The sequence below is a fragment of the Mycobacterium gordonae genome, from assembly GCF_001417955.2.
Taxonomy (GTDB): Bacteria; Actinomycetota; Actinomycetes; order Mycobacteriales; family Mycobacteriaceae; genus Mycobacterium; species Mycobacterium gordonae_B.
In genome coordinates, this window is sequence record NZ_LKTM01000112.1 from 176,720 (window position 1) to 202,611 (window position 25,892).

A 25,892-nucleotide genomic window follows, 5' to 3' on the forward strand; every position below is an offset into this window, starting at 1 on the left:
GGACACAATCGGATACCTCCGAGGAAACAGCGGAATCGTCATAGCGCCACTCAGCTTTCTGCTCGCGCTAACGATGCCGGCGGGCGGGATGCCTGCCGCCGGGCGACCCTAGCAATCTTGCGAAGTGTTTGCATGTAGGACTTTAGGCGTTAGCGTAACCCAGGTGCGACTGACCGCGCTAGCAAAGGCTGCCGCAGCGGACCCGGATTCCGAAGTTGCTGCCGTAGCGCACTATTACCGGTCGGCCCGCAGCTGGACAGTCGCGACCGAGGAGAGGCGTGCGAGAAGACACTGAACCGAACGCCGCTCGACCGCCGGGAATTCTCAGGCCGGCGCGAGCGACACTCGTTGCATGCGGCCTGTTGTCGGCGCTCAGCTCACTTGCCGGGATGGCGCCGCTGTTCGCCGTCGTGGAAGTGAGCCGACGACTGCTCGCGGGCGACGCCGACGTGTGGCCGATCATCACCGTGGCGGTGGTGGCGCTTGCCGCAAAACAGCTGGGTGTCTTGACTGCCGGTGTGCTGACCCATCTGGCCGACATCCAGGTGTCGTTTCGGATCCGCCGTGAACTCCTGGTCAAACTCGCCAAGGTCCCACTTGCCTGGTTCAGCGATCGCAACTCCGGCATTGTGAAGAAGGCGGTGGAAGACGATGTGGCGGCGCTGCATCGTCTCGTCGCGCACTCGATCGTGGAACTCAGCGCCGCATCGGTGCCGCCCGTGGTGGCGTTCGTCTACCTGTTCGCACTGGACTGGCGGATGGCATTGGCGACGCTGTTGCCGGTCGTCGCCGGGTTCGCCGCTTATCAACGCGCGATGGCCAGTGCCGGCACCAAGTATCCGGAGTTCATGGAATGGCTGGTTCGCCTCAACAGCGCGGCAGTGGAACTCGTCAACGGCATCGGGGTGGTGAAGGCGTTCGGCACGCCGGGCACGGCGGGCCGCCGATTCCGGGACGTGTCAAAGGCTTTCGCGCACTTTTTTCTCGACTGGGCAAAATCCACCAGCGTGGCGGGGGTGACGGCGGAGATCCTGCTCTCGCCACCGAGCATCCTAATCGTAGTCGCAACGGCCGGCGTGTTTCTGACCGCTGACGGCGATCTCAGGCCGGGAGACTTCATCGCCTTCCTGGTTTTCGGCACCGTCATCACCGCGGGGTGGATGACGGTGCTGATGTCCGTACACCCGTTGGTCACCGCCCTGAAGGTCGCCCGCGGCATCCGCGAATTGCTGGCTACGCCGGAACTTCCGGTGGCGGGCGAACCGGTGGCGCCGGATGCCACGACGCCCGGGCCGGTGGTGCGGATGCGCGATGTGTGCGTCACCTTTGGTGACACCTTGGCCCTGAACGGAATCGATCTTCGTCTCGAACGCGGCACCATCACCGCGCTGGTGGGGCCCTCCGGCTCGGGAAAGTCGACACTGGCCAAGCTGCTGCCCCGGTTCGATGACCCCTGCTCGGGGTCGGTCGAACTGTACGGAGTGGACCTGCGGCGGATCGCTGCCGCCGAGCTCTACCAGCAGGTGGCATTCGTGTTCCAGGAGTCACACCTGTTGTCCACCATGAGCATCCGCGACAACATCCGGCTGGGTTGTCCCGGCGCCGACGACACGCAGGTGCGCGCGGCCGCTGCCAAGGCCCAGATCCTGTCGAAGATCGAAGAGTTGCCCCGCGGATTGGAGTCCGTGGTGGGCGAGGATGCGGCGCTTTCCGGCGGCGAACGGCAACGTGTCTGCATCGCCCGCGCGATTCTTGCCGACCGCCCGGTTCTGGTACTCGACGAGGCGACGGCCAGCGCCGATCCGGAGAACGAGGCGCGCATCCAGGAGGCCCTCAGTGAGGTCGCACGGGACCGGACGGTCCTGGTGATCGCGCACCGACTCAGCACCATCCGGGGTGCCGACAACATCGTCGTACTCGACCGCGGCCGGATCGCCGAATCGGGAAGACATGCCGACCTGCTGGCGGCCGGGGGAGGTTACGCCCGGTTGTGGCAGCAGGAAAGAACCGCCGAACGCGGCGTCGTCGAGCAACTGGAGGCGGGGCGATGATCACTGTGATCCGCTACCTGCTCGAACTGCTCGACGGCCGTGGGCGGCGCCGACTGCGCACGATGCTGATGCTGCAAGGCGCGCAAGGGATTCTGCAAGGCGTCGGTTTCCTGTTCGTGGTCCCGCTCATCGGCGCCGTCGTCCAGCGTCCCGCGAATCACGGGCAGCTCTGGTTCGCGGTCGCCGCGATCGGGGTCACGGTGGCGATCCATCACGTGTTGCTGGCGTGGAGCACGACACTGGGCTATCAGGTCGGCACGGACGCACTGACCGGATTTCACGCCCGAATCGGAGACCACCTGGCCAGGTTGCCGCTCGGCTGGTTCGGGCCCGACCGCACCGGGCCGGTCGGACGCTTAGTGGCCAAGGACGCGATCGACGTCGCGGACTTCCCGTCCCATCTGCTCCGGCACGTCATCGTCGGGGTGAGCGCGCCGCTGACCCTGATCATCGGCAGCTATCTCAGCGACTGGCGCATCGGTCTCGCGCTCACCGTGGGCGCCGTGTTGTGCGCACTGTCAGTGCGAATGTTCATGGGTATCGTGCACCGCAACGACGGCGACTACGAGGACGATATCGGTGCCACCGCGTCACGGATCGTCGAGTACGCGCGCATGCAACCCACCTTGCGGGCCTACGGCGTCCTGGGCCGGCGGGAGCTGGGCACACTGGAGGAATCCCTTATCCGGCAACAACGTTCACAGTCAAGGCTCACCATCCGCGGTGCATGGGGGCTGATCGCCTGCTTCGGCACCATGCAGCTGGTCGTGACGACCGTCATCGCCTTCGCCGTCATGTTGACGCTGCGCGGCGAGTTGGCGCTACCCACCATGATCGGCCTGCTCATCATCACCCTGCGCATGATCGATCCCATCTCTCAGCTGGGCGACCTCGCCGGGCACGTGCAGGTGACCGCGGACGCGATCGTCCGGGTGCGTAAGCTGCTTGCGGTGCCGGCCCTCCCGGAACCCGAGACCGAAAGTCCGGCACCCCTGGACTTCGGCGTCGAGTTGCGCGGTGTGCGTTTCGGTTACCGCGACGGGGAAACCGTCGTCGACGGCGTCGACGCCGTCATTCCGGCGGGCGGTCTCACCGCCATCGTCGGTCCATCCGGGGCGGGAAAGACGACGTTGCTGCGACTGATCGGCCGGTTCTTCGACGTCGACGACGGCAGCATCCTGATCGGCGGCCGCGACGTGCGTCAACTCGGCACCAGCAGGGTTGCGCACCTGACCGCACACGTCTTCGAAGACGTGTACCTCTTCGACGGGACCATCGCCGACAACCTGCGGATGGCTGCTCCGGGAGCCACGGACACCGCACTCGACTGCGTCGCGGCCATTGCCCGGTTGGACGAGGTGATCGCGCGGCTGCCCGAGGGCTGGCAAACCCGGGTCGGCGAGGGAGGCTCGGCACTGTCGGGCGGCGAACGGCAGCGGGTCGCCATCGCCCGGGCGCTACTCAAGGACGCCCCCATCGTGCTCCTGGACGAAGCGACCGCCGCGCTGGATGCCGTCAACGAGGCGGCAATCGCCGACGCCATTCGTGAGCTGGCCCACGACCGCACCGTTGTCGTTGTCGCGCATCGGCTTTCGACCGTGATGTCAGCCGACCAGATCTTGGTGCTGGACCACGGTTGCATCACCGCCCGCGGCCGTCATGACCAACTACTGTCCGAGGGCGGCACCTATGCCCGATTCTGGCGGGAGCGTCTTCAGGCCCGCGGCTGGGCACTGCGGGCCGAGCCTCAGGTAACGGATCTGAACACGTTGAATTTGTAGGTGTTGACCATCGACGGCATCAGGCGCGCCAACACCGACATGCCCACCCGCCTTGGCCGGGGCCAGGATTCGGCAATCTCGGGCAGCGGGTTGGCCAGCGTGCGAGTGTCGAGCAGCTTCAGGCCACAGGGCTCGACGTCATGTGGATCGTCGCAGACCCATCGCAGCCGAGCCTTCACCTTCGCCAGCGACCGGTTGCGGTCCTGCCCGGTCACCATCCGCTGTCCGGCGGTGTCGAACGCCAGCAAGGAGCCTGGAAACCGTTGCGCGAGTTGGGTGAGAACGCGACGCACGTCGTCGCCACCGAGATAGATCAGCACGGCTTCGCTGAGGAACAGGTACGGCCCGGGGGAGGCGGCCACCACGTCGAACCAATCGGTGTCCAGCACGGAGCCCGCCAGCATCGTGCACCGCTCGCTGTCGCCGAAGAACCTGCGGCGCAAGGCGATGGTGTCGGGGAGGTCGAGGTCGAACCAGTGGATGCGGCCATTGTCCAGCCGGTCGAATCTGGTGTTCAGTCCGGTGCCGATCTCCACGACCGTGCCGCCCGGGTGCTGGCCGATGAACCGGGCCGCCCAGCCGTCGAAAATCGACGATCGGTACACCGACCCGGATAACGACGAACCGCCGAATCCGCTGAAGTCGTAGTCGATGGACTCGACGAGTTCGCGCGCCCGGCGGTCGCCGAGCACCGGGCGGCGGGATGCGGCGTCACAGGCTCGGGCGTAGAGCGGAATCAGCAGTGTTTCCTGGACCTCACCTAGGTCCGGAGCGGCCCTCCTCATGAACTCACCATGCCAGTTATCAGGGCGGGTATCAGAGGGTGCCGCCCAGAGCATGTCCGAGAATGCTGATCAGACCCGCGGTGGCGCCGATCGGACCCACCGGAATGGCGGGGATATTCAGGCTCCCGCCGGCGAAGTCGTCCGGCGGGAAGAAGCTGAACTGCAATCCCAGAGCGTTGAGCATGGACCCGCCGGTGCCGTAGTACATCGGGCCGCTGGCGCCCGTCACCACCTCGCCCGGGCTGAACAGCCCGCCGAAGGCGAAGCTGAGACCGTCGAGTCGTTCCCCGCCCGCCGATCCCGACGTGACGAACGGGTCGAACGTCGGAGCGAGTGCGTCCAGGTTCAGAGTGGCGCCGTTGAAGAAGGCGTCGACGACGTTGGCCGGTGCGTCGATCAGGTGACCCAACGCCGCGACCGGCGAGCCACCGGTGAGGTCGGCGAAGACGGACCCCGCGGTATTCCACAGCGCCACAGCGGGGCTGACGAACGGCCCGACCGCACCGAGCAGCACACCGCTGGCCGGCGATGCGGCGAAATTGGTGAGGCCGGCCACCAGGGCCTGCTCGAAACCGGACGAACCGGTCTGGAAATCCGCCAGGCCGGCCAGCCCTTCGTACAGCTGGACATGCACGTCGTTGATGGGAACGATCTCCGGAGGCGTGACGCTTCCGTTGGTCGCCTGGGTGACCCCGCCCAGGGTGTGCTGGACGACGGCGGAGACGACATCTTGGGGTGCGCCGACCAGGAACACGGATTGCGCCGCGGTCCGGAGGTTTCCGAAGAATGCCGTCGGGTCGGTCGCAAGTTGGCGAAGACCGGTGGAGATGCCGCCGGCCAACGTGTTCAGGCTCGCCGGCGCGGCTCCGAATACCGTCTGGGCATTGCTGGCGGTGGCGTCCAGGGTCGCGGTCCATCTGGATAGCGGTTCGATGCCACCTGGGCTCGCGGCGGCGGTGAGCACCGCACGGGCGTTGCCGGCCTCGGCGCCGGCGTATGCCGCGGCGCCGGCGTTGACCGAGTTGACGAATTCCGCATGGAATGACTGTGTCTGAGCGCTGACGGCCTGGAATTCGCGGCCGAGGTCACGGAACAAGGCGGCGATCGCGACCGATATCTCGTCTTGTGCCGCCGCGGCGATGCCGGTCGTGGGCCCGGCAACGGTCGCGGCCGCGTCGGCCAGCGACGTGCCGATGCCGGCCAGCTCGTGGGCCGCCTGGTGCACCAGTTGCGACGCTGCGATCACATACGACATCCGTTGGTCTCCTGAGCTCCCAGAGGTGACGAGCGTTGGCCGGCGGAACCACATCGGGACTTCTTGCATATGATTCGCATGTAGTAATCTGCTGCGGTCGGGGCGTCTTGTCAAGCGGGAAGTTCGATCGAACGCGTGGTGTTTGCCTCGGCATCCGCGTCGAGCGCTTCCGGTCCTTTCAGAGAGGTTCACCGAGCACCTTGACGCCGGAGAACGTGTTGCACATCGTTTGCAAGTAGTAACTTGCTTGCAGGACGACACCGCGTGGTGTGCCCGTAACGCCAGGTTCGGAGGAGTCAAGGGATGGTGTTCGTGTCGACCGAAACACCCGAACTCCGGTCCCCTGATGGACAGTGCAAGCGGGATAAGGCCGGACCGCTCACCGATCGCCGCGTCCCCGACGTGATCGCCGAGTGGGTGCAGCGGCGTCCCGAGGCCATCGCGCTGCGCATGGTCGACCAGGCAAGGACGGAAGTCTGGACCTATCGGCGATTGTGGGAACAGGTCTGCCGAATCCGGGACAACGCGTTCGGGGATCTGCCGGTGGGATCCCGCGTCGTGATGGCCCAGGCCGGAGACGCGGACTACGTCGCCGGTTTCATCGCCGCGATGGATGCCGGGCTGATCCCCGTCCCGCTGTATCTGCCCGCCGCCGACGCGCCCGAGCGCTTCCTGCGACGGGCGCAGCACATTCTGCGGGACTGCGAACCGGCGGCCGTCTACACGAGCGCCGGCCTTGCCGAGACGCTCGACGGTGAGGTGCTCCTGGACGGAATCGCGCTGCGGACGCCGGACTCGAGCGTGCGGATGGCGCGGCGCGCCCTCGCCCCCGGCGAAGTCGCCTTCCTGCAGTACACCTCGGGCTCTACCGGAGAGCCGAAGGGAATCGTCAACACCCACAAGTCGATGCTCTGTCAACGCAGGATCGGATTGGCGCTGTGGAATCACCCGGATGACATCCGAACCGTCAGCTGGTTGCCGCTGTATCACGATCTGGGCATCTTCTGGGGGGTGTTGCTCGCCCTGGCCACCGGTGGGACCGCGACCGTCATCCCGCCCTTCGATTTCGTGCGCAACCCGCGCATCTGGCTGCAGACCGTCCATGAGGTACGCGGAAACTGGATCGCCGGACCGGATTTCGCCTACCGGCTCTGCGTCGATGCCTTCGACGAGGCGAGCGCAAAATCTCTGGACCTCAGCTGCCTGCGCCTGGCCGTCAACGGCGCGGAGCCGGTCCGGCCGGCCACGCTGCGCGATTTCGCGGCGAGGTTTCAGCCGGCGGGCCTGGGGGCCGACGTCATGGCTCCGCAGTACGGGCTCGCAGAAGCCGGACTGGCGGTATCGGGCACGACGAGTCCCCGGCCATGGGTGCAGGCGAGCTTGGACGCCGAGCAACTCAACCGTGGCCGTGCAGTCGGGTGCAGCGATGAGCCCGCGGATCGGCGCGCCCGCACCCTGGTCAGTTGCGGCGACAGCACACTGGGTTGGGACGTTCGCATCGTCGATCCGCACCGGTGCGTTGTCCTGCCGGACGGCACGGTCGGGGAGATCTGGGTCGCCGGCGAGGGCCTGCCGGTAGGATACTGGCGGCGGCCGGACCAGACGGCGGAAACGTTCGGCGCCAACACCTCTGACGGTGCCGGACCTTTCCTGCGTACGGGCGACGCGGGATTCCGCCGGGATGGCGAGCTGTACATCTGCGGTCGGTACCGCGACCTGATCATCGTGGGCGGCGGCAACTACTTCCCGAACGACATCGAGCTGACCGTCGAAGAGGCCGGTTGTGGCGTCGACAACGGCGGGGCGTGTGCGGTTCAGCCGGAGGCGTCCGCCGGAGAGTGGTGGCTGGTCGCCGAAACGGGCTCTCCGGCGCAAGACCTCGACGACTTGAGCCGTATTCTGCGCCGCCGGATTCTGGCCGCGCACCAGACCGCACCGGAGCGCGTCGTCTGGGTGCGACAGCGGACGCTGCCCCGGACGACGTCCGGGAAGATCCGGCGACGCAAAACGCTCGAGTTACTCGCGGCGGGTGAATTGGATGTCGTGCAACAGGTTTCGGCGAATCCCGTACACCCCGTCGCGGCAACGGAATTGGCGGTGTGCGTCGCGGACCTACTCGGTATGACGGCGGCTGATCTGGCTGGTGATGCCGATCTGGTTGCACGGGGCCTGACCTCGGTGATGGTCGCGCAGGTCGTGGAATGGTCGGCGCGGCGGTCGCGACGATTGGACTTCGCCGACCTCTATGCCGGGCCGACTCTGGACAATTGGCAGCAACTTTACGATGACGCCGCACCGATCAGCCCACGCCAGGCCGGGCCCGAGGGATCGACGACGGCATTACAACGCGCATACTGGGTCGGCCGCGGCGCCGAACAACCACTCGGCGGAGTGGGCTGCCAGACATACTTCGAACTGGGCGGCGCGGCCATCGAGCCGGCTCGGCTGGACGCTGCGCTGGACGCACTGGCGCGCCGGCACCCGATGTTGCGCAGCAGGTTTCCCGATGCCGACCGATTCCACGTCGCGCCGCAGAACATCCACACCCCGTTGCGGACACACGATCTGACCGGTACCACCGACCCCCACCGGCATCTCGCCGAGGTGCGCGCCCGGCTGCGCACCCACCGGTTCGACATCGAAAGCGGCGACACCTGGCGGGTCGAGCTCACGCGTCTGGATGATCGTTGCATTCTGCACTTCGCCATCGACCTCATCATCGCCGACCTGACCAGCATCGGCATCTTCCTGCGCGACTTGGCCGCGCTCTACCGCGGTGATGAATTGCCCGGCGCTCCTGCCGCTTTCGAGGTAGCGGCACGGACGCCATCGCCGACCGGTGACGATGCCGAGTTGTTGCCCGAGGGCCCGCAACTGCCCCGGGTCGAAGAGCGGGACATCGTGTTCCGGCGGGAGCAACACACGCTGAGCCGCGACTCGATCACGGGCCTGGACGCGGCGTGCCGCGCCCACGGCGTCACCCGGGCCGCAGCCTTCCTCGCCGCGTACGCCTTGGTACTGCAACGCTGGAGCACCACACACGACTTCCTGATCAACGTGACGACCTTCGGCCGCCCGCCCGGTGTCGCGGACGTGATCGGTGATTTCACCCAGACCCACCTGTACCGGACCGGCGGGCATGCTCGAACCCCTTTCGCCGAGCAGGTGCGCAACGCAAAGCAAGGCCTGCGCGCCGCGCTCGCCGCACCCGAATCCACCGATCTGTTGGCGGACCAACTGCGGGCGGGTACCGGGCACAGTGGGATCGCCCCGGTGGTGTTCACCTACGCGGCGGACACCACCGTCCTGCGGCAGGCCGACGCCGAAACCCTGGGCGCCGTAAGCGAAGTGACGTCGATGACACCGCAGGTGATCATCGACAACCAGGTCGGCGCGCTCGGTGACGGGCTGATCGTGTCCTGGGATTACCGCGCGGGTTGCTTTCCCGGTGGTGTCGTCACCGACATGTTCGCGGCATACGTCGGGCTGCTGGAGCGCCTCGGCGGCCACGACTGGGCCGCCCCGATCCCGATCGGGCTGCCGAAACGTTCAGCCCTGGCCCGGCAACGCCGTAACGCCACGACCGTGCCCGCGCCCCCGGGAGTTCTTTACCAGGCGTTCCGGGAGCACGCGCAACGCAACCCCGCCGCGATCGCTTTATGTTGGGCCGCTGACGAATTCGTCTCAGGCCCGAACGATGATGATCCGATCGCCGCCGCTCACCCGCACCTGACCTACGGTGCACTCGACGAACTGGCACGCCGCGTCGCCGGCGCGCTGGCCGCTCGGCACACGCCGGGCTCGATCATCGGAATTCAGCTTCCCAAGGGACCCGCGCAGGTCGTCGCCGTGCTCGGAGTCCTGATGTCCGGCTGCGCCTACCTGCCGGTCGGTGTGGATCAGCCTGGCGAGCGATTCGCCCGCATCTGCGCACTGTCCGGAATGGCGGGTCTGATCCGGCCGGAAGGCCGGGAGAACGGCGCGACCACTGCGGGCCCGGTCGTGTACGACATCGGGTCCATGCTCCGGAGCGCGCCGGCCGAGCCAATCCCGTCGAACCCGCACGACATCGCCTATGTGATCTACACGTCCGGCTCAACCGGTGAACCCAAAGGTGTTCTCACCTCCCACGCGGCGGCGCTGAACACGATCGTCGACGTGAACCGCCGGAACGAGATCGGCGACGCCGACGTCCTGCTGGCGCTGTCGGCACTGGATTTCGACCTCAGTGTGTACGACATCTTCGGGCCGCTGAGCCGCGGCGCCCGCGTGGCGACGATCTCCGAGGCGCACCGGCGCGACGCGTTCCGCTGGAAGGCGCTGATCGCTGAATTCTCGGTGACCGTGTGGAATTCGGTTCCAGCGCTGCTGGATATGCTGTTGATCGCGGTGGGAGGCCAAGCCGCCGCGCTATCGCCCCTACGCTCGGTGTTCCTCTCCGGCGACTGGATTCCGCTCGACATGCCACCGCGCCTGCACGGCGTCGCCCCGCAGGCGCGGCTGGTCGCGATGGGCGGCGCCACCGAGGCCGCGATCTGGTCCAACGAGTTCGTCGTCGCCGACCCGGACCCCGACTGGGTGTCGGTCCCGTACGGATATCCCCTGTCCAATCAGGTGTTCCGGGTCGTCGACACCACCGGCGAGGATCGCCCCGACCACGTGGCGGGTGAATTGTGGATCGGTGGAGCGGGCGTCGCGCTCGGCTACCAGCACGCACCGGCGCTCACCGCCGAGAAGTTCGTGGCGGACGAGGAAGGGCGGCGGTGGTATCGCACGGGCGATCTCGGATGCTATTGGCCCGATGGCACCCTGGAATTCCTCGGCCGGATCGATGCCCAGGTCAAGATCAACGGCCACCGGGTGGAATGCGGCGAGATCGAGCACGTACTGCGAGGGCACCCGGGAGTCGGTAGCGCCGTGGTGGTCCCCATCCACGGCAACAGGGCGCTGGGTGCCGTCGTCGTCGCGGAATGCGCTGCCGCGGAACCGAGTTCCGCCGAATTGCGGACGCACCTCGAGTCCCGGCTGCCGCAGTACATGGTTCCGAACCTTTTCCTTTTCGGCTCCACGTTGCCGCTCAACGGCAACGGCAAGGTCGATCGCCGCAGAGCTGCCCAGGAGATCGAAGCCGGCGCGCACGCGGTACCGAGCGGTGCGCTCACCCCGGTGGAACGGCTTGTCGCCGAGGTGTGGTCGGCGGTACTGGACTCACCGATCACCAGCCGCGACGACAACTTCTTCCGGCGCGGTGGGGACAGCCTGCGGGCAACACAGGTGGCCCTGGAGCTGAAGCGCAAGGGCGTGCACGGCGCGGACGTCGGGCAACTGCTCAAACGTCAGACGCTGCGCGAGTTCAGCTCGGTATGCGTCACCGGCCCGCCTCCGCACGCTGCGGGCGGCCATTCCCGAGTGACCCCCGTGACGAAGTTCCCGCTGACGCGTCTGCAGCAGGCGTACGTGCTCGGCAGCGCGGGGATGAACGGAACCGTCCGCGCGCCAACATACTTCGCGATGGTGCTGGCGGCGACTGAGCCGGGCGGGGACATCGACCCGGTCCGGTTCGCCGCCGTTGTCAGCCGATGCGTCGATGAGTTCGACATGCTGCGTTGCGCCCTGAATACCGATACCGGACAACGGGTGCACGCCCACGCCGGGCCGGTTGCCGTCACGATGGTCGCCGGCCTCGACCCCGACGCGTTGATGCAACGAATGGCCGGCGCAACGTTCGATCCGCGCGCGGTTCCGGCCGTCCAGTGCTTCGCGCTCACCGGCTCCTCGCGCCACATCGGGCTGCTGATCAACTACCTGAGCCTCGATGCGCGCAGTCTGACCACGGTCATCGCGACGATCGTCGCCGACTACCAGCGCGCGCCGCGGCCGTTCCAGGTTGATTGCGGCGCCGCCGTTTTCGCGCGGTTCGCGGCCGAGACACCCCACAACGGCCACGCGCAGGAGCACAGCCCGCCACCGGCGCTGCCATTGTGCGTTGACAGCGCCGGTGACCACAACGCGCGGGTCCCCTTCGCAAGGTCCACCTTCACCCTTGACCCACGCGAGTTCGACTGCCTGCGCGAGCGGGCCTCCCGGTTGGGTGTCACCCCCACCGCGCTCATCTTCGAGGCGTTCGGCGCGTCGCTGTACGCGACGCGGGCCGGACCGCGGTTCGCACTCGTGGTGCCGATCTCACACCGTCCCGACTACGCGCCGGCTGACCGCGAGGTGCTGGGCAACTTCACCCGGCTGATGCTGTGCGACCTCGACTACAGCGTCGCCGAACCCGGCTCCGAGGAGGCAGTGTCCGCCGCCCAGGAGCAGTTATGGCGCGCTGTCGGCGATTCCGTTGATGCGACGGCATACCTTGCCGCGCTGCGGGCGGCCGGGTCGACCGGTTATCCGGTCGTCTTCACCAGTACGCTGGGCCTGGTCCCACAGCACGCCGCTGAGTTGTCGAGCCTCGGCACCCTGACTCAGACACCGGGGGTGTGGCTGGACTGCCAGGTGGAAGACGACCGCGGCGGCGCCCGGATCAGCTGGGACGTGGCCACCGGCGTCATCTCCGATGAGGCCCTGACACAGGCTTTCTCCTACTTCCAAAGTGTCGTGCACGGTGGGCGTGTCCCCGAGCCGATCCCGGCGACCGGGGAGTCCGATTGGCCGGCCGCGGTGATCGACTCCGCGAGAAGGCTGTATGGCCCGCAGCAGGTGCGGCAGGAGTACGCGGCCTTGGTGCGGCGTTGGGAACAAGTGCGGAGCGGAGTCGCGGCGCACCGCGACACCGACCGGGCGGCGCGCAGGCTGGCCGACATCGTGACCGGCGCGGCTTCCCCGCAGACGCTGATCGGTGACCCACAACTCGCTCCGGAGGCCCTGCTGGTCGCCGATGAGCGGCTGCGGGGAGCGCTCGACGAGCTCACCGAGCGGATCTTCGCGCATTCGCGCCGAGTCGGGCGGCGGCTGCGGATCATGGAGATCGGCTCGCGGACCGGTTTGATCACCCAGCGGCTCACCGGTCTGATCGGTGCGGTCGCAGACGAGTACCTGTGCTTCGAGCCGAACCCCGTACTGGCTGCCATCGCCGCCGGACGGAACATACAGTCCGTTGTCCGGCAACTTAATTCGCACGGCCAGCTCGCCGCATCCGAGGTGGATGTCGTGGTCTGTTGCGGCTCCCTGCACCAGCTCACGGATGCGGGCGCGGTGCTTGACGCGGTCACCGTGGCCGAGGATGGGTGGCTCTGGGTGGCTGAAGTCTGCGAGGTCACCGCGGCCACTTTGGCCAGCGCAGCCGTGCTGAATCCCGACCTACTCTCGGCGGGGTCGTTGCCCGCGGCGGACGAGTGGTGGCGGTTCCTGGCGCAACGGCATTGGCGGCCGGCCCAGATGACGCAGAACGGGCCCGGCCTGACGATCATCGCCCATCCCCGGCGGCACGATCGGCGGCGCTGCTTGGCGGAGGTGTCTAAGGTGGCCGCGCCGGCGCCGGTCCGGGCGCCCGTGCGGGTGGTCGACGAGTCGGTGCTGGCCACGATCGCCGGAATCTGGCAGCAGCACTTGAACATCGCCGGATCCGCCCTACCCGCCGCCGATGACGATTTCTTCCTGCTCGGCGGTGACAGCCTGGTGGCGACCAGGGTGTACGCCGATCTGCAGAGCGCCGGCTTCACCCGGTTGGCCCTCGTCGACCTGTTCAACTATCCAGTGCTGGCCGAGCTTGCCCAGCACGCTGGTACGCCCACCGCGGCGCATCCAGCGCGGCAGCAGGTGACCAGCGCGGCCGGCGACGAATCGTCGTATCCGCTCACCGTCGTCCAGCAGGCCTACCTGGCCGGCCGGTTCGGTGGCTTCATGCTCAGCGGCGTTGCCGCACACTGCTATTTCGAATTCGAGGTTCCCGAGTTCGACGCGGCCAGGTTCGAGACGGCCGCGCGACAACTCATCGACCGCCATCCCGGCCTGCGCACCACGGTGATGCCCGAGTCGTCGCGCTGGAGCGCGGTGGTGCATCCGGCCCCGATCGAACCGGTGGTCCGCAGCTACGACGATGTGCGGACGCCGCTGGTCGATCAGGTGATCGATCTGACGACGCGGCCCGGGATCGACTTCGGCGTACAACTGGCCGACGGCGGACGCGCTGTCGTGGGGATCAGCATGGACAACATCATGCTGGACGGCACCAGCATGATGATCGCCCTGGCGCAGCTGGAATACCTTTACCGCGGTGGCGACGCCGATGAGTTGCCCTTGCTCCCAACAACATTCGCACGCTACGTGGCCGGTCACCCGGAATTGTGGCCGGACGCCGACGAAGACGTTCTGCCGACGCTGGCCGACAGCCGTGACTACTGGCGCGCCCGCCTCCCCGCGCTGCCGCCGGCGCCGCAGCTGGCTGCGACGCCGGTGCTGCTCGACATCGAGAGACCGGTCTTCGAGCGGGTGGAAGCCACCGTCGGGGCTACCGACTGGCGACGGATAACCGAGGCGTGCCGCGCCGAACGGGTAACCGCCGCCTCGTTCCTGCTGGCCCATTACGCACGGGTGCTCGGCCGGTGGTCCGGCAACAATCACTTCTGCGTCAACGTCACGCTGTTCGACCGCGATCCCGACGTGCCGGGAATCGAACATGTCATCGGCGACTTCACCTCGCTGCTACTGCTGGAATGCCAAGTCGAATCGGCCGTATCGATATGGGAACAGGCGCGCCGGTTGCAGCGACAACTCGCCACCGACGTGCCGCACCGCGCCGCCGACGCGGTATGGCTGCAGCGTGAGCTGCTGCGCCATCACGGCCAACCGGCCAAAGCGGTGTTCCCGGTCGTGTTCACCAGCGGGCTCGGCCTGATCGGCACATCTCCCGGAGTGCCGTCCGGATTGGGCCGGCCGGTGTTCGGCCTGTCCCAGACGCCGCAGACGGTACTGGACTTTCAGATGTGGGAGAGCGCCGAGGGACTGTCACTCTCGTGGGACTTCGTCACCCAGGCGATTCCGCGGGAAGTCGCACGGCACAACCTCGATACGATGGTCGACGGCATGCTCGCGGCCGCCGCCGCGAATCCGGCCGCCGCACACCCGGAGGTGCGGGGCGACGAATTCAGCGAGAAGGTTCTGCGGACATGCGCGGCAGCGCTCGGGCTGCCGCGTGTTGAACCGGGCGACAACTTCTTTCGGCTGGGCGGGGACTCGGTGACGGCGACCAGAGTGGTCGAACAGCTCAGCCGGGACGTGTCGGCCGCCGCGACGCTGCGGCTGTTGTTCGAGTATCCGGTGATCGGCGATTTCGTGACCCAACTCAGGACGGTCACCGGCGATTCGGACTTCGAAGAAGGCGTGCTGTGAGCGCCGCCGGGTTGATCGAGCAGGTGCGCGGCTTGGGCGTGCAACTCTGGGTCGACGGTGCGAACCTGCGCTTCCGGGCTCCGCAGGGGGTGCTGGACGCCGAGCTGAAAGCGCAACTGTCCGCCGCCAAGTCGGAGCTCATCGCGGAACTCAACCGCGAGACCGAGGTGCTGCGGGCGCCGCAGGACAGGTTCGAGCCTTTCCCCCTCACCGACGTGCAGGCCGCCTATTCCGTCGGGCGCACGTCGGCCTTTCAGTGGGGTGGTGTCGGCTGCCACGGGTACGCGGAGTTCGCCGTCGATCACGCCGTCGCCAGGCCGGACGCCCGGGCGTACCGGAGCGCGTGGCGCAAAGTCGTTGAGGCGCATGACATGTTGCGCTGTGTTGTCCATCCCGAGGGCTATCAGACCATCCGCCGTGAGCTTGATGACGGCCTGACGGTCCGGGAGAGCACCGACCACCAGCGAATCCTCGGTGAGCGCGAACGCATCGCGGACGAACTGGCCCACCGGACCTACCCGCTGGGTCAAGGGCCGATGTACGACGTCGTAGTGACGATCGGGCCCCACGACACGGTGGTGCACGTCTCCATTGATCTGTTGATCGCGGATTTCGTCAGCATCTCGATCGTGATGACCGATTTCGGGCGGTTGTTGCTCGCGCCGGAACAGCAGCTGCCCTCAGCCGATTTCAGTTTTCGCGATTATCTGCTGAACGTCGCGCAGCACCGCGCCACGGTGGCCGGCGCCTCGCGCAGGCAGCGGGATCTCGCCTACTGGCAGGCCCGCCTGGGCCAGCTTCCGCCGCCGGTTTCGCTGCCGCTGTTGCCGGCCGGGTCGGTGCTGGAGGTCGCACCGACGTTCACCCGGCGGTCGATGCGGCTATCTGCCGACCAGTTCGCCGCGTTCAGCCGTCTCGCGACCCAGCATGATGCCACCGCCAGCGTCGCGATCACCGCGGCATTCGGCAGCGTGCTGGGCCGCTACGGTGATCGCGACCACTTCCTGCTCACGCTGACCACCATGGGCCGCCAGCCCTTCACCCCGGACGTCGGCCGGCTGGTCGGGGACTTCACCGGGACCAGCCTGCTGGAGGTGGACGTCCGGGACGGGCGGCCCTTCACCGAGCTGTTGCGGACGATCGGCGGGCGTCTCTTCGAGGACATGGACCATTCCGCCGTCGGCGGCGTCGAGGTCGCGCGCATGCTGGCCCAGAGCGAGGAGAATCGCGGCGCGCATTCACCCGTGGTGCTCACCTCGACGCTCGGTGCCGGCATCGTGCAGGACCTGGGCGCCAACGCGTCGTTCCTGCAACCGATACCGGGGCGTGGTCTGAGCCAGACTCCCCAGGTGCTGCTGGACTGCCAGGTGTTCGAGACCGGCGGTCAATGCGAGATCAATTGGGACACCCGGGACGCGGCGATCAGCGACGAGGTCCTCGACCGGGCTTTCGCCGACTTCCGCGACGTGCTGCGGAGGCTGTGCACCGACCCGCCGGCCTGGGACCACCCCGTGCTCCCGGTGACGGCCCCGGCACCCGCCTCAGTACTGCAGAACAGCGAAACCACGCTCCTGCATTCGGGTTTCGTACATCATGCCGCGCACACGCCGGACGCGGTGGCCATCCGGCAGGGCGATCAGTCGACCACCTACGGTCAGTTGCTGGCCGCCGCCCATTCGGTGGCGGCCGAGTTGGCAGCCGCTGGTGCCGGCACCGGTGACTATGTCGCAATTCGCCTGCCGGAGGGCCGAAGTCAGGTCGCCGCGATTCTGGGTACCCTGCTGGCCGGTGCGGCCTACGTGCCACTCGACGTCGAGTGGCCGGATCAGCGGACCGAGCAGATCACCCGGCAATGTTCACCGGCCGTGGTCTGCGAACCCGGCGGACCGATCGACGACCTCCTCGCCGAACCGACGACCTGGCACCCGGGCGGCACGGCCGTCGGCCCGACCGCCGCAGCACCCGACGACATCGCGTACGTGATCTTCACATCGGGGTCCACCGGAACACCGAAGGGAGTCATGGTCACTCACCGCGCCGCGATGAATACGGTGGCCGACATCAACGACCGACTGGGCATCACGGCGAGCGACGCGGTGCTCGCCGTCTCGCAGCACACCTTCGACCTCTCGGTGTACAACATCTTCGGGCTCTTGGCGGCGGGCGGCGCGATAGTGTTCGCCGAAGGCGGCGGGCGTAGCGACCCCCGGGCATGGGCCGACGCCATCTCGAAACACTCTGTCACCGTCTGGAATTCGGTGCCGGCGCAGATGCAGCTCCTGCTGGACGATGGTGCGGGGCGCCGACTGCCCACGCTGCGACAGATCATGTTGTCCGGCGACTGGATCCCGGTGTCCCAACCCAGACAGATCTCATCAGTGGCCCCGCAGGCGTCGATGCTGAGCCTCGGTGGTGCGACCGAGGCGGCGATCTGGTCGATCTGCCACCCGATCCAGCCGCGCCGCTACACCCGCAGCGTCCCGTACGGCACGGCGATGCGCAACCAGACTGTCCAGGTCCTGACCCACCGTGGCGAACCGGCCGCACCGTGGCAGATCGGCGAGATCCACATCGGCGGAGCGGGTCTCGCGCACGGATATCTCGGCGATCCGGCCCGCACCGCGGCGGCATTCATCACCCACCCCGTCAGCGGCGAGCGGCTCTACCGGACCGGCGATTACGGCAGGGTCACCGACGACGGTGTGATCGAGCTGCTCGGCCGTCGGGACAATCAGGTCAAGATCCGTGGGCACCGAATCGAATTAGCGGAAGTGGATTCGGCACTGAGTGCCCTGCCCGGGGTCCGTGGCGCGATGAGTGCCGCCATCGGTGCGGCGCCCCACGAACGGATCATCGCCGCGGCAGTGGTCCCGGACCCCGCCGACGACCAGGAGCATTCCGAACGTCACCGCCGCACAGCGACGGTCCGGCGCGGTCTCGACAAGGCGCACCGCCACCAGATCGCCGATATCGATGTCGACAAGGTGCTGCTCTTCGCCTCCGCAGCCCGCGCGACCGCGCTGATGAGCATGTCCGCAGCGCTGGGCACGGCCGTGGCCGCGGACGAACTGGTCGCCGTCGACGAGCTGGCTCGCCGGCTGTCGCTCCCGGACCGCCTGTACCGGTTGTTCCACCGGTGGCTCGATGCGCTCGCCGACGATGGCCGGGTCCGGCTGCAGGCCGGAGCGCGGCTTGAACTGATTGACCGCCAGAATCTTTCGGATTGCGTCGCCGACTGGCAGCGAGTCCGTGAACTGGGCGCGGTGGTCGACTACGGCGACGACCTGCTGGCGTATGTCGGGGAATGCATCGAGCACCTGCCCGGCCTGCTGGCCGGCACCGTCGACCCGCTACAGCTGCTCTTTCCCGAGGGAACCGTCGACACCGCGACGGCCGCCTATCGAGACAACCTGGTCAGCCGGTACACCAATCACGTGCTGACATCCGGCATCACCGCACGCGCCGGCCAGGCGACGGCGCAGCGGGCGCTACATGTCCTCGAAGTCGGCGCCGGTGTCGGCGGCACCAGCGTGGGATTGATCACCGCGCTGGCGCCCTACCCCGTGCACTACACCTTCACCGATGTGTCCCACTTCTTCCTCGCCCGCGCTCGAAACCTTTTCGCAGAGCACGATTTCATCGACTACCGCCTCTTCGACATCAATCGGCCTCCCGCGGAGCAGGGCCTCGCCGCGGCCTCGTTCGACGTCATCGTGTGCGCCAATGTGCTGCACAACGCGGTCAACATCGACCACGCACTCGTGATGCTGGACCGCCTGCTGGCGCCCGGAGGGTCCCTTGTCTTCGTCGACGCCACGGCCGTTAACCACCCGCTGATGATCTCGATGGAATTCAAGGAAGGCCTGCACGGCTTCACCGACGTACGCGCCGAGACGAACTCAGCGTTCCTCTCCTACGCGCAGTGGCACGACGCACTGCGGCAGTCACCACTGGGCGAGGTGCACAGTTTCCCGCCGCCCGCGCATCCGCTGGGGCTGCTCGGCCAGCACGTGTTCTGGTGTGACTCAGCATCTCCCGCGCAAGCGCTGCGGCCCCAAGAACTGATCGAGGGTGCCCGGCGGGCGCTGCCGGGCCACATGCTTCCCCAGCAGCTGGTCTGTCTGCCGGCATTCCCGCTGACCGACAACGGCAAGATCGACCGGCGCGCGGTGATCGCCGAACTCGAAACGCTTCGGGTCGCGGCCCGGGTCACCAGCGGTGCCGCGGGCGGGCGCCCGGCTGTTCTGGACGGAATGCAGTCCCGCATCGCCACCATCTGGGCGTCGGTGCTGGGGATGGACGTGGACCAGTTGTCGCCCACCTCAGACTTTTTCGCGCTGGGCGGTGACTCGCTGCTGATGGCGCAGGCGATCGGGCGGATCCGCCGGGAGATCGCCGAAGCCTCCGGGCTGGCCTGGGATGAGCTGCTCCGCGCGATGGTGAGCAATCCCACCCTGGCCGTCGCCGCCGATGCGGTGCGCCGTCCCGCGGCCGGCCGCGCACCGGGTGCATTCGGGCATGTCGTGTCGCCACTGGTCTATCTCGGTGCGGGCCAGGGCTTTTCCCCCGGCGGTGAGATCGCCGTCCTGGTGCACGACGGGAGCGGCGGACTGGCCCCGTATGCCGAATTGGTTCCCCACCTGCGGGCGGGAGACCGGGTGCCCGACTTGTACGGACTGCGCAGGGTGCCCGGTGACGGCTATTCCCAGATTCCACCCGCTGAGTTGTTCAGCACTTTGGCCGCTCGTTACAGCGAACCGGTTGTCGCCCTTGCACCCGCGAAGGTTCACCTGCTCGGCTACTGCATGGGCGGCCTGCTGGCCGCCGAGATCGCAAAGTGTCTCGAAGAGGCCGGCGTTGCCGTCGAGACGGTAACCGTCGTCAGCTCATACCGGGTACCCATTGATGTCGAGGACGACGACATTCTCGACTACTGCTTCGCCCAGATCCTCGGAGTGTCGGCTGAAGTACTCGGGTTGCGCGTGGACGAGGACGCGGTGCGCGGCGCGTTCACGCGGGCCCGGTCCCGGTACGTCGACGTCATACCGGCCGGTGCGCTGCGCAGCGTCGCCGAGCCGGTGCTCGCCGAATGCTTGCGGCGAAGTGCGGAACCGGGGGACGCCCGGTTGCGCCTGCTGGCGGAATCCGGAGTCCTGGGCCGGTCGTGGGATGTCGACGCGCTGCGTGAATTGCGGTCGGTGTTCGTGCACAGCCTGCGGGCTGTGGTGCACGGGGCGGCCGAACCGTTCCTGGGCGACATCCACTTCCTCCGGCAGCGCGGTGACATCCACTTCCTGCCGACACTGCAGGAAGACATGACCGCCTTCTGGTCGGACTACTGCCTGGGCGACCTGACGGTCAGCACCATCGACGGCAACCATTTCGACTGCCTGACAGGCGAAAACGCGCAATCCGTCGCCAGACTGCTGGCGGACTGCTGGATCACAGACTCGTGAAGGCACTGCTGTTCGGCGCCACCGGCGCCGTGGGAAGAAGCTGCCTCGACGTCCTGACGGAGGCCGGAAATGCCTCGGTGGTGCTCGCGGGGCGCGACGCTACGCGGCTGCGGGAGGTGGCCACCGGCGCCCAAGGCGACATCAGCATCGCGCGCCTCGACCCGACCAATCTCCGCGTCGCACCGGACTGCGACGTCGTGATCAACTGCGCCGGCCCGTCACACCGACTCAGCGCATCAGCAGCCGCGACCGCCATCGAGGCCGGGATGCCCTATGTCGACCCCGGTGGTGACCAGGCGCTGCTGGAGCGCCTCACGGCCGCGGAGCCCGCCGTTCCGGTCGTGCTGCAGGCGGGTGTCCAGCCCGGCCTCTCCGGCCTGCTGCTGCGTGAACTGGCCCGCGACCTGACCGGCGGGAGCGACGGCGTCACCGCATGGTGTGGGGGACTGCAGCAGCTGACGCCGGCGTCGGTGCTGGAATACCTCGCCAGCCTGCAGGACCGGAGCAGCCGCCCCGGTGCCGAGTTGCGCGGCGGGAGGATTCAGCGTGTCGATCGTGCCGAGCGCAAAATGCCACCGGGTCAATACTTTTCCGACTCGGTCACGGTGCATCCACACCTGGACGCCGAAACCCTATCGGCAGCTACGCATCTCGGTCTCGACAATGTCTCGTGGATGAATGTGTTCGACGGTGTGCACACCACCCGGGTGATGCAGGCGCTCGCCCTCGACGGCGGTGCAACGTGCGACGCCGACCTGAGCGCGGTGCTGGCGGCCTCCAAGCTCGATATGTTCGGACGCCGACCCTACTTCGCGATCGTCGGCGTGGCCGGCGCCAGGACGGTCGCCTTCACCTGTCCGGACAGCTATCGCGTCACGGGGGCGGCGGTGGCCTATGCGGCCCGGGTGGTGGCGGAATTGCCGCCGGGTGTCCTGCCCTTCTGGCGCATCGACGAGCCGCGGCGGGTGGTCGATTTCGTGACCGAGATGGTGCCCGACGCCGCGGCGACTTACGCCGATCAGCCGGTGGCGCCGATAATCGAGGAAGGGGCGCTGTGACTCGGTCCAGCCGTCCGCGCGCAATCGTCGTGGGAGCGACGTTCGGCGCGGTCTACGCCGAGGCGCTGGCGGCCGCTGATTCACCGGTCGAGTTGGTCGGACTGGTCTCCACCGGGTCGGCGGCATCGGCGGCACTGGCGGATCGCCTGGGCATCGCGCTCTACCCGAATCTGGACGACCTGCCACACGTCGACGTCGCGTTCGTGGTGGTGCGCTCGGGTGTCGTCGGCGGAGATGGTGCCCAACTCAGCGAGCGGCTGCTGACGCGAGGCACCCATGTGATGCAGGAGCAGCCGGTGCATGCCGACGAGATTCTGTCCCTGCTGCGTACCGCGAAGGCGCACTCGGTCCGTTACGCCGTTAACGACTTTTACAGCCGGGTAGCGCCGGTTCGGCAATTCATCGACGCCGCAAGGGTACTCGACGAGATTGAGCGGATCCGCTACGTGCATGCGCGATCGTCGATCCATGTCGTCTACCCGCTGTTCGTCATCCTGAGCCAAGTCGTCGGGCCTCTGGCGCCGGCGCGCATCCGGGTGTCCGGGGAACGCGGGCCGGGCCCCTTCATTGCGGGCCGGCTGGTGCTCGGTGACGTGACCATCGACCTACTGGTGCAGAACGAGCTGTGTCCCACTGACCCCGACAACCACGCTCGACTGCTGCATGCCATCACCGTCGGGTCCGACGCCGGCGAACTCGTCCTCAGCCACACCCACGGGCCGACCCGGTGGCACCCTCGTCCTCGCGCCGAAGCAGCGGTGGAGGACTGGCCCATCTCCGAGTTGGTCGGTACCGAATTCGAGCCGACCACGTCGATCGTGCGAAACGAGCTGTGGCCGGCGGCAGTTCGGCTGGCAGCGGCCGACTTCATCGACTCGATCGCCAATTCGGCCACCATGATCACCCAGAGGTTCATTCGGGCGACCCGACTGTGGTCGGAGTTCACGTCCGCGATGGGTCCGGTGGACTTGATCGAAGCCAAGGTGGCCAATCATGTCTCGGCGGCGGACTTGCTCGCCCCGGGTCCGTCATAAGGCGCGTTCCCGCACGATCCGCGCCAGATCGAGGCGGTGAATCCTGCCCACGGTAGGCAACTGGGCCAGCGCGGCAGCGCAGAGAATGGCGACGGCCACCACCGCCGGTGTCGTCGCCTGCATCTCAAGACGCAGGTGGTAACCCAGGCTGTGGTAGGTGGACAGCAGCCGATCCGCGAGCAGTACGCCGCCCAACAGGCCCAGTGGCAGCCCGATCAGCGCGATGCCGAGATTTTCCGCGGCGATCAAGCGGGACAGCATCCCGGCGCCCATGCCTTCAGCGTGCACCGCGCCGAGTTCACCCAGTCGCTCGGATACGTTGGCAGACATCGCGTTATACAACATCGCGGCGGCCATCACCGCAGCGAACACCAGCATGATGCTGACCAGCGTGTCATAGAGGCTGAAAGCCTGCCGCATGGTCGAGGCGAGCGCCGTCGCCGAACGGTAGGCGACCACTCCCGGCAAGGCGGCTATCCGGTCCCCGGCCACCCGCGCGTCGGACCCGGGACGCAAGGTGATCAGCACGCCGTTAACGGGCAGTGAAACCGCCTGAGCTCTAAGGCGATTGAGCGAAATGTAGACGACCGGTGAGAAAGGTTCGTCGACGAATCCGGCCACTCGCTCGGTGAGTCGCACTCCGGACTGTGGCACCACCACGTCGATTAGGTCGCCCAGCGACACGGCCAGCAGATCGCGGAGTCCCACTCCGAGTAGGACTCCGTCGTCTGACAACCGGTTCGATCCAGATTCCGTTGGGAAGGAGTGCATCCGGCTCTGTGGAGACAGTCCGATCAACAGGGTCTGGTAGCGGTGCGTGCCGGCGGTGACGGAGACGCCATAAGCACCGTACGGCTCCGCGGCGGCGACGTCGCGGTCTCCGAGCAACTTCTCCGCGACGGCGTCGGCCGAACCGGACACAACCAGCTCACCGTCCTGCTTCGCGATCTGCCCGAACTGGCGATCCACCATGCCGGGCAGGGTGTCGCGCATGCCGGCGAAGACCATCACCAAGATGACGGACACAGCCACGCCAAGCACCGTGAACACCGTCCGGCGCCGGTTGCGCAGTTGCGATCTGAGCACCATCCGCCATCTCGCCGGGATGCGACCAAACGGCAAGCGGTATCCGGTGACACGGCGGCGGTCCGGCGGTGGGGCCACTCGCATCGCTTCCGCGGGCTGCATTCTCGCGGCGGCATTGGCCGGTGCCACCGCGGCCGACAGCGCGACGCCGACCACCGCGACCGCCGCGACGACATACGTGAGTGGATGAATCGAGGTGAGGTGCATCGGCAATGCAATGGCCGCAGTGTACTTCGTCGTAATCCACTGTCCCAGTTGGTAGCCGCCGAACAGTCCGGGCAGGATTCCCACCACGGCGCAGGCGAGTCCGTACCCCAGGTAGTGCCTGCGTACCGCGCCCGGCGAAAGCCCGTTGGCTATCAGGGTTCCGATGACGGCGCGTTGGGCGGCGACGATCCGGGAAAGCAGCACATAGGTGCCCAGCACGACGGCGGCAAGAAACAGCCAGGGCAGAAGCCCGGCGAGGCTGCCGAACTGCATGACGTCGTCCCGCAGCGTGTGGAACGACGGCTGCTGCTCGCGCGGAAGAAACTGCAGCCCTTTGTCTGTCGCCAGCGCGCCGACGGCCGTGGTCAGGGTGTCGGCCGCGGAGCGGTCGCGCGCATACACGGCCAGCTGTTCAACGGGCTGCGGCAGCACCCGCAGCAGTTCGTTGTCGGGCAGGAACACCACGCCGAAGTCCTCGGGGGTGGTCAAGACCTCCTGCGGGGAGCGCGCGGGCCACAGGTACTCCGTCGACAGAACCGATCCGGCGATCGTAAAAGGTTGCCAGCCTTGCTTTCCCAACAACTCGACCGTGTCGCCGGTAGCGAGGTGATAGTGCTCGACGAGGTGCTGCTCGATCGCCAATTGGCCGGTGCGGGGCAGGGCACCGGTCCGGACGTCGAGCAACGACACGCTCGGCTGCCCGGAGTCGGGCACACCGATCGCGCGTCCGTACAGCGCGTGGCCGTTCACCCGGATGCCGACGTCGGCCTGGTGCCGGATCTCGACGTGCGGACTACCCGCCATCGCGCCGACAGCGGTACGCAATCCGGCCGCACCGGGCCCGGACACGACGGCGTCGGGCAACCGCTGGCTGGAATAGGACCGTTCGAAGGAGCCTTTCAGATTGCGGTAACTGTCGGTGGCGGCGACGAAGACCGCGACGCCGATGGCCATGATCAGGGCGATCGCCCCGAACCGCCACCGCGCCCGCCACACATCGCGACGCACCTTGCGGCGCAGCGTGCGGCTCACCAGTCCAATTCCGATGCATCCACCGGGTTTTCAATCCACTCACTCTTGCTGATCGTGCCCGCATGCAGCCCCAGCACCCGATCCGCCATCCGCGATATCTCGGTGTTGTGGGTCACCACGATCACGGTCTGCCCACCGTGCCGGGCGAGGTCACTCAGGGCCGCCAGGACTTGACGACCGGTGTTCAGATCCAGGCTTCCGGTCGGTTCATCGCAGAGCAACAATGGCGGCCGCTTGACGATCGCCCGGGCGATCGCGACCCGCTGCTGCTGGCCCCCGGAGAGTTGCGCGGGAAAGCGATCGGCGACGTCCCCGACTCCCACCTGTGTCAGCGCGGCGGCACTGCGGGATCGTGCATCAGGTCCCGTCAGCTCGGCAAGCAGTTCGACGTTCTCGCGGGCAGTCAATGTGGGCACCAGGTTGAAGAATTGGAATACGAAACCGACATGACGGCGCCGATACCGCGTACGGCTGTTGCGGCTGAGCGCGCCGACATTGCGCCCGCCGACCTCGATCACCCCCTCGGATGGCTGATCGATTCCGCCAATGATGTTGAGCAGCGTCGTCTTTCCCGATCCGGACGGGCCGAGAAGCACCACGAATTCGCCGGCCCGGATGTCCAGGTCCACCCCGTCCAATGCGATGACCCGGGTGGGCCCGGCGCCGTAGGTCTTGCCGACACCGGCCAACCTCACCAGCGGTTCGCCGTTTCGAGAGTTCGACTCCGAGTCCGCGTCACCGCCGTCCGGTTGTGCGCTCATGCACTCACTATTTCATCTCCGTCGTGGCGCGATCGGCACCCACATGACCAGGT

The 25,892-nt window shown here is 67.5% G+C and carries 10 protein-coding genes; 6 read left to right on the forward strand and 4 right to left on the reverse strand.

Annotation, left to right across the window (positions count from 1 at the left end; all coding sequences use genetic code 11):
- Positions 1-362: 362 nt before the first annotated feature.
- Both AO501_RS11615 and AO501_RS11620 read left to right on the forward strand, forming a co-directional pair.
- Complete coding sequence (locus AO501_RS11615) at positions 363-2,051, forward strand: ABC transporter ATP-binding protein (protein ID WP_231752447.1); 1,689 nt, start codon at positions 363-365, stop codon at positions 2,049-2,051.
- Positions 2,048-3,832, forward strand: a complete 1,785-nt coding sequence (locus AO501_RS11620) for an ABC transporter ATP-binding protein (protein WP_082658562.1) — start codon at positions 2,048-2,050, stop codon at positions 3,830-3,832. Before AO501_RS11615 ends, AO501_RS11620 begins: the two co-directional genes overlap by 4 nt.
- Here the strand turns inward: AO501_RS11620 and AO501_RS11625 are convergent.
- Positions 3,799-4,617 carry a class I SAM-dependent methyltransferase gene (locus AO501_RS11625; protein WP_055577847.1) on the reverse strand — a complete coding sequence of 273 codons (819 nt, stop codon included), beginning with the start codon at positions 4,615-4,617 and terminating at the stop codon, positions 3,799-3,801. The genes AO501_RS11620 and AO501_RS11625 overlap by 34 nt on opposite strands.
- Positions 4,618-4,648: 31 nt before the next feature.
- Positions 4,649-5,872, reverse strand: coding sequence for an outer membrane porin GjpA (gene gjpA / locus AO501_RS11630; protein WP_055577848.1), 1,224 nt, complete (start codon positions 5,870-5,872; stop codon positions 4,649-4,651).
- Between the two features lie 303 nt (positions 5,873-6,175).
- On the opposite strand from gjpA, the gene AO501_RS11635 reads away from it, so the two are divergent.
- The 4 genes from AO501_RS11635 to AO501_RS11650 are packed head-to-tail and all read left to right on the forward strand — an operon-like array spanning position 6,176 to position 22,753.
- Positions 6,176-15,205: a non-ribosomal peptide synthetase gene (locus tag AO501_RS11635; RefSeq protein ID WP_082658564.1), complete on the forward strand. Its 9,030-nt coding sequence runs from the start codon at positions 6,176-6,178 to the stop codon at positions 15,203-15,205.
- Positions 15,202-20,661, forward strand: a complete 5,460-nt coding sequence (locus AO501_RS11640) for a non-ribosomal peptide synthetase (protein WP_082658565.1) — start codon at positions 15,202-15,204, stop codon at positions 20,659-20,661. The genes AO501_RS11635 and AO501_RS11640 overlap by 4 nt, the downstream gene beginning before the upstream one ends.
- Complete coding sequence (locus AO501_RS11645; protein WP_231752448.1) at positions 20,658-21,719, forward strand: saccharopine dehydrogenase NADP-binding domain-containing protein; 1,062 nt, start codon at positions 20,658-20,660, stop codon at positions 21,717-21,719. Before AO501_RS11640 ends, AO501_RS11645 begins: the two co-directional genes overlap by 4 nt.
- Positions 21,716-22,753, forward strand: coding sequence for a Gfo/Idh/MocA family oxidoreductase (locus tag AO501_RS11650; RefSeq protein WP_231752449.1), 1,038 nt, complete (start codon positions 21,716-21,718; stop codon positions 22,751-22,753). The genes AO501_RS11645 and AO501_RS11650 overlap by 4 nt, the downstream gene beginning before the upstream one ends.
- On the opposite strand, the gene AO501_RS11655 is transcribed toward AO501_RS11650, so the two are convergent.
- Complete coding sequence (locus AO501_RS11655; RefSeq protein ID WP_055577850.1) at positions 22,748-25,078, reverse strand: ABC transporter permease; 2,331 nt, start codon at positions 25,076-25,078, stop codon at positions 22,748-22,750. The two genes, AO501_RS11650 and AO501_RS11655, sit on opposite strands and share 6 nt — an antisense overlap.
- A complete protein-coding gene (locus AO501_RS11660) occupies positions 25,075-25,839 on the reverse strand; it encodes an ABC transporter ATP-binding protein (RefSeq protein WP_082658566.1) in 765 nt (254 codons plus the stop codon). The genes AO501_RS11655 and AO501_RS11660 overlap by 4 nt, the downstream gene beginning before the upstream one ends.
- Positions 25,840-25,892 lie beyond the last annotated feature (53 nt).

Coding starts and splice junctions, on each gene's coding strand:
- AO501_RS11635 (WP_082658564.1), top strand. CDS start 6,176: ATGGTGTTCGTGTCGACCGAAACACCCGAACTCCGGTCCCCTGATGGA.
- AO501_RS11625 (WP_055577847.1), bottom strand. CDS start 4,617: ATGAGGAGGGCCGCTCCGGACCTAGGTGAGGTCCAGGAAACACTGCTG.
- gjpA (WP_055577848.1), bottom strand. CDS start 5,872: ATGTCGTATGTGATCGCAGCGTCGCAACTGGTGCACCAGGCGGCCCAC.
- AO501_RS11660 (WP_082658566.1), bottom strand. CDS start 25,839: ATGAGCGCACAACCGGACGGCGGTGACGCGGACTCGGAGTCGAACTCT.
- AO501_RS11620 (WP_082658562.1), top strand. CDS start 2,048: ATGATCACTGTGATCCGCTACCTGCTCGAACTGCTCGACGGCCGTGGG.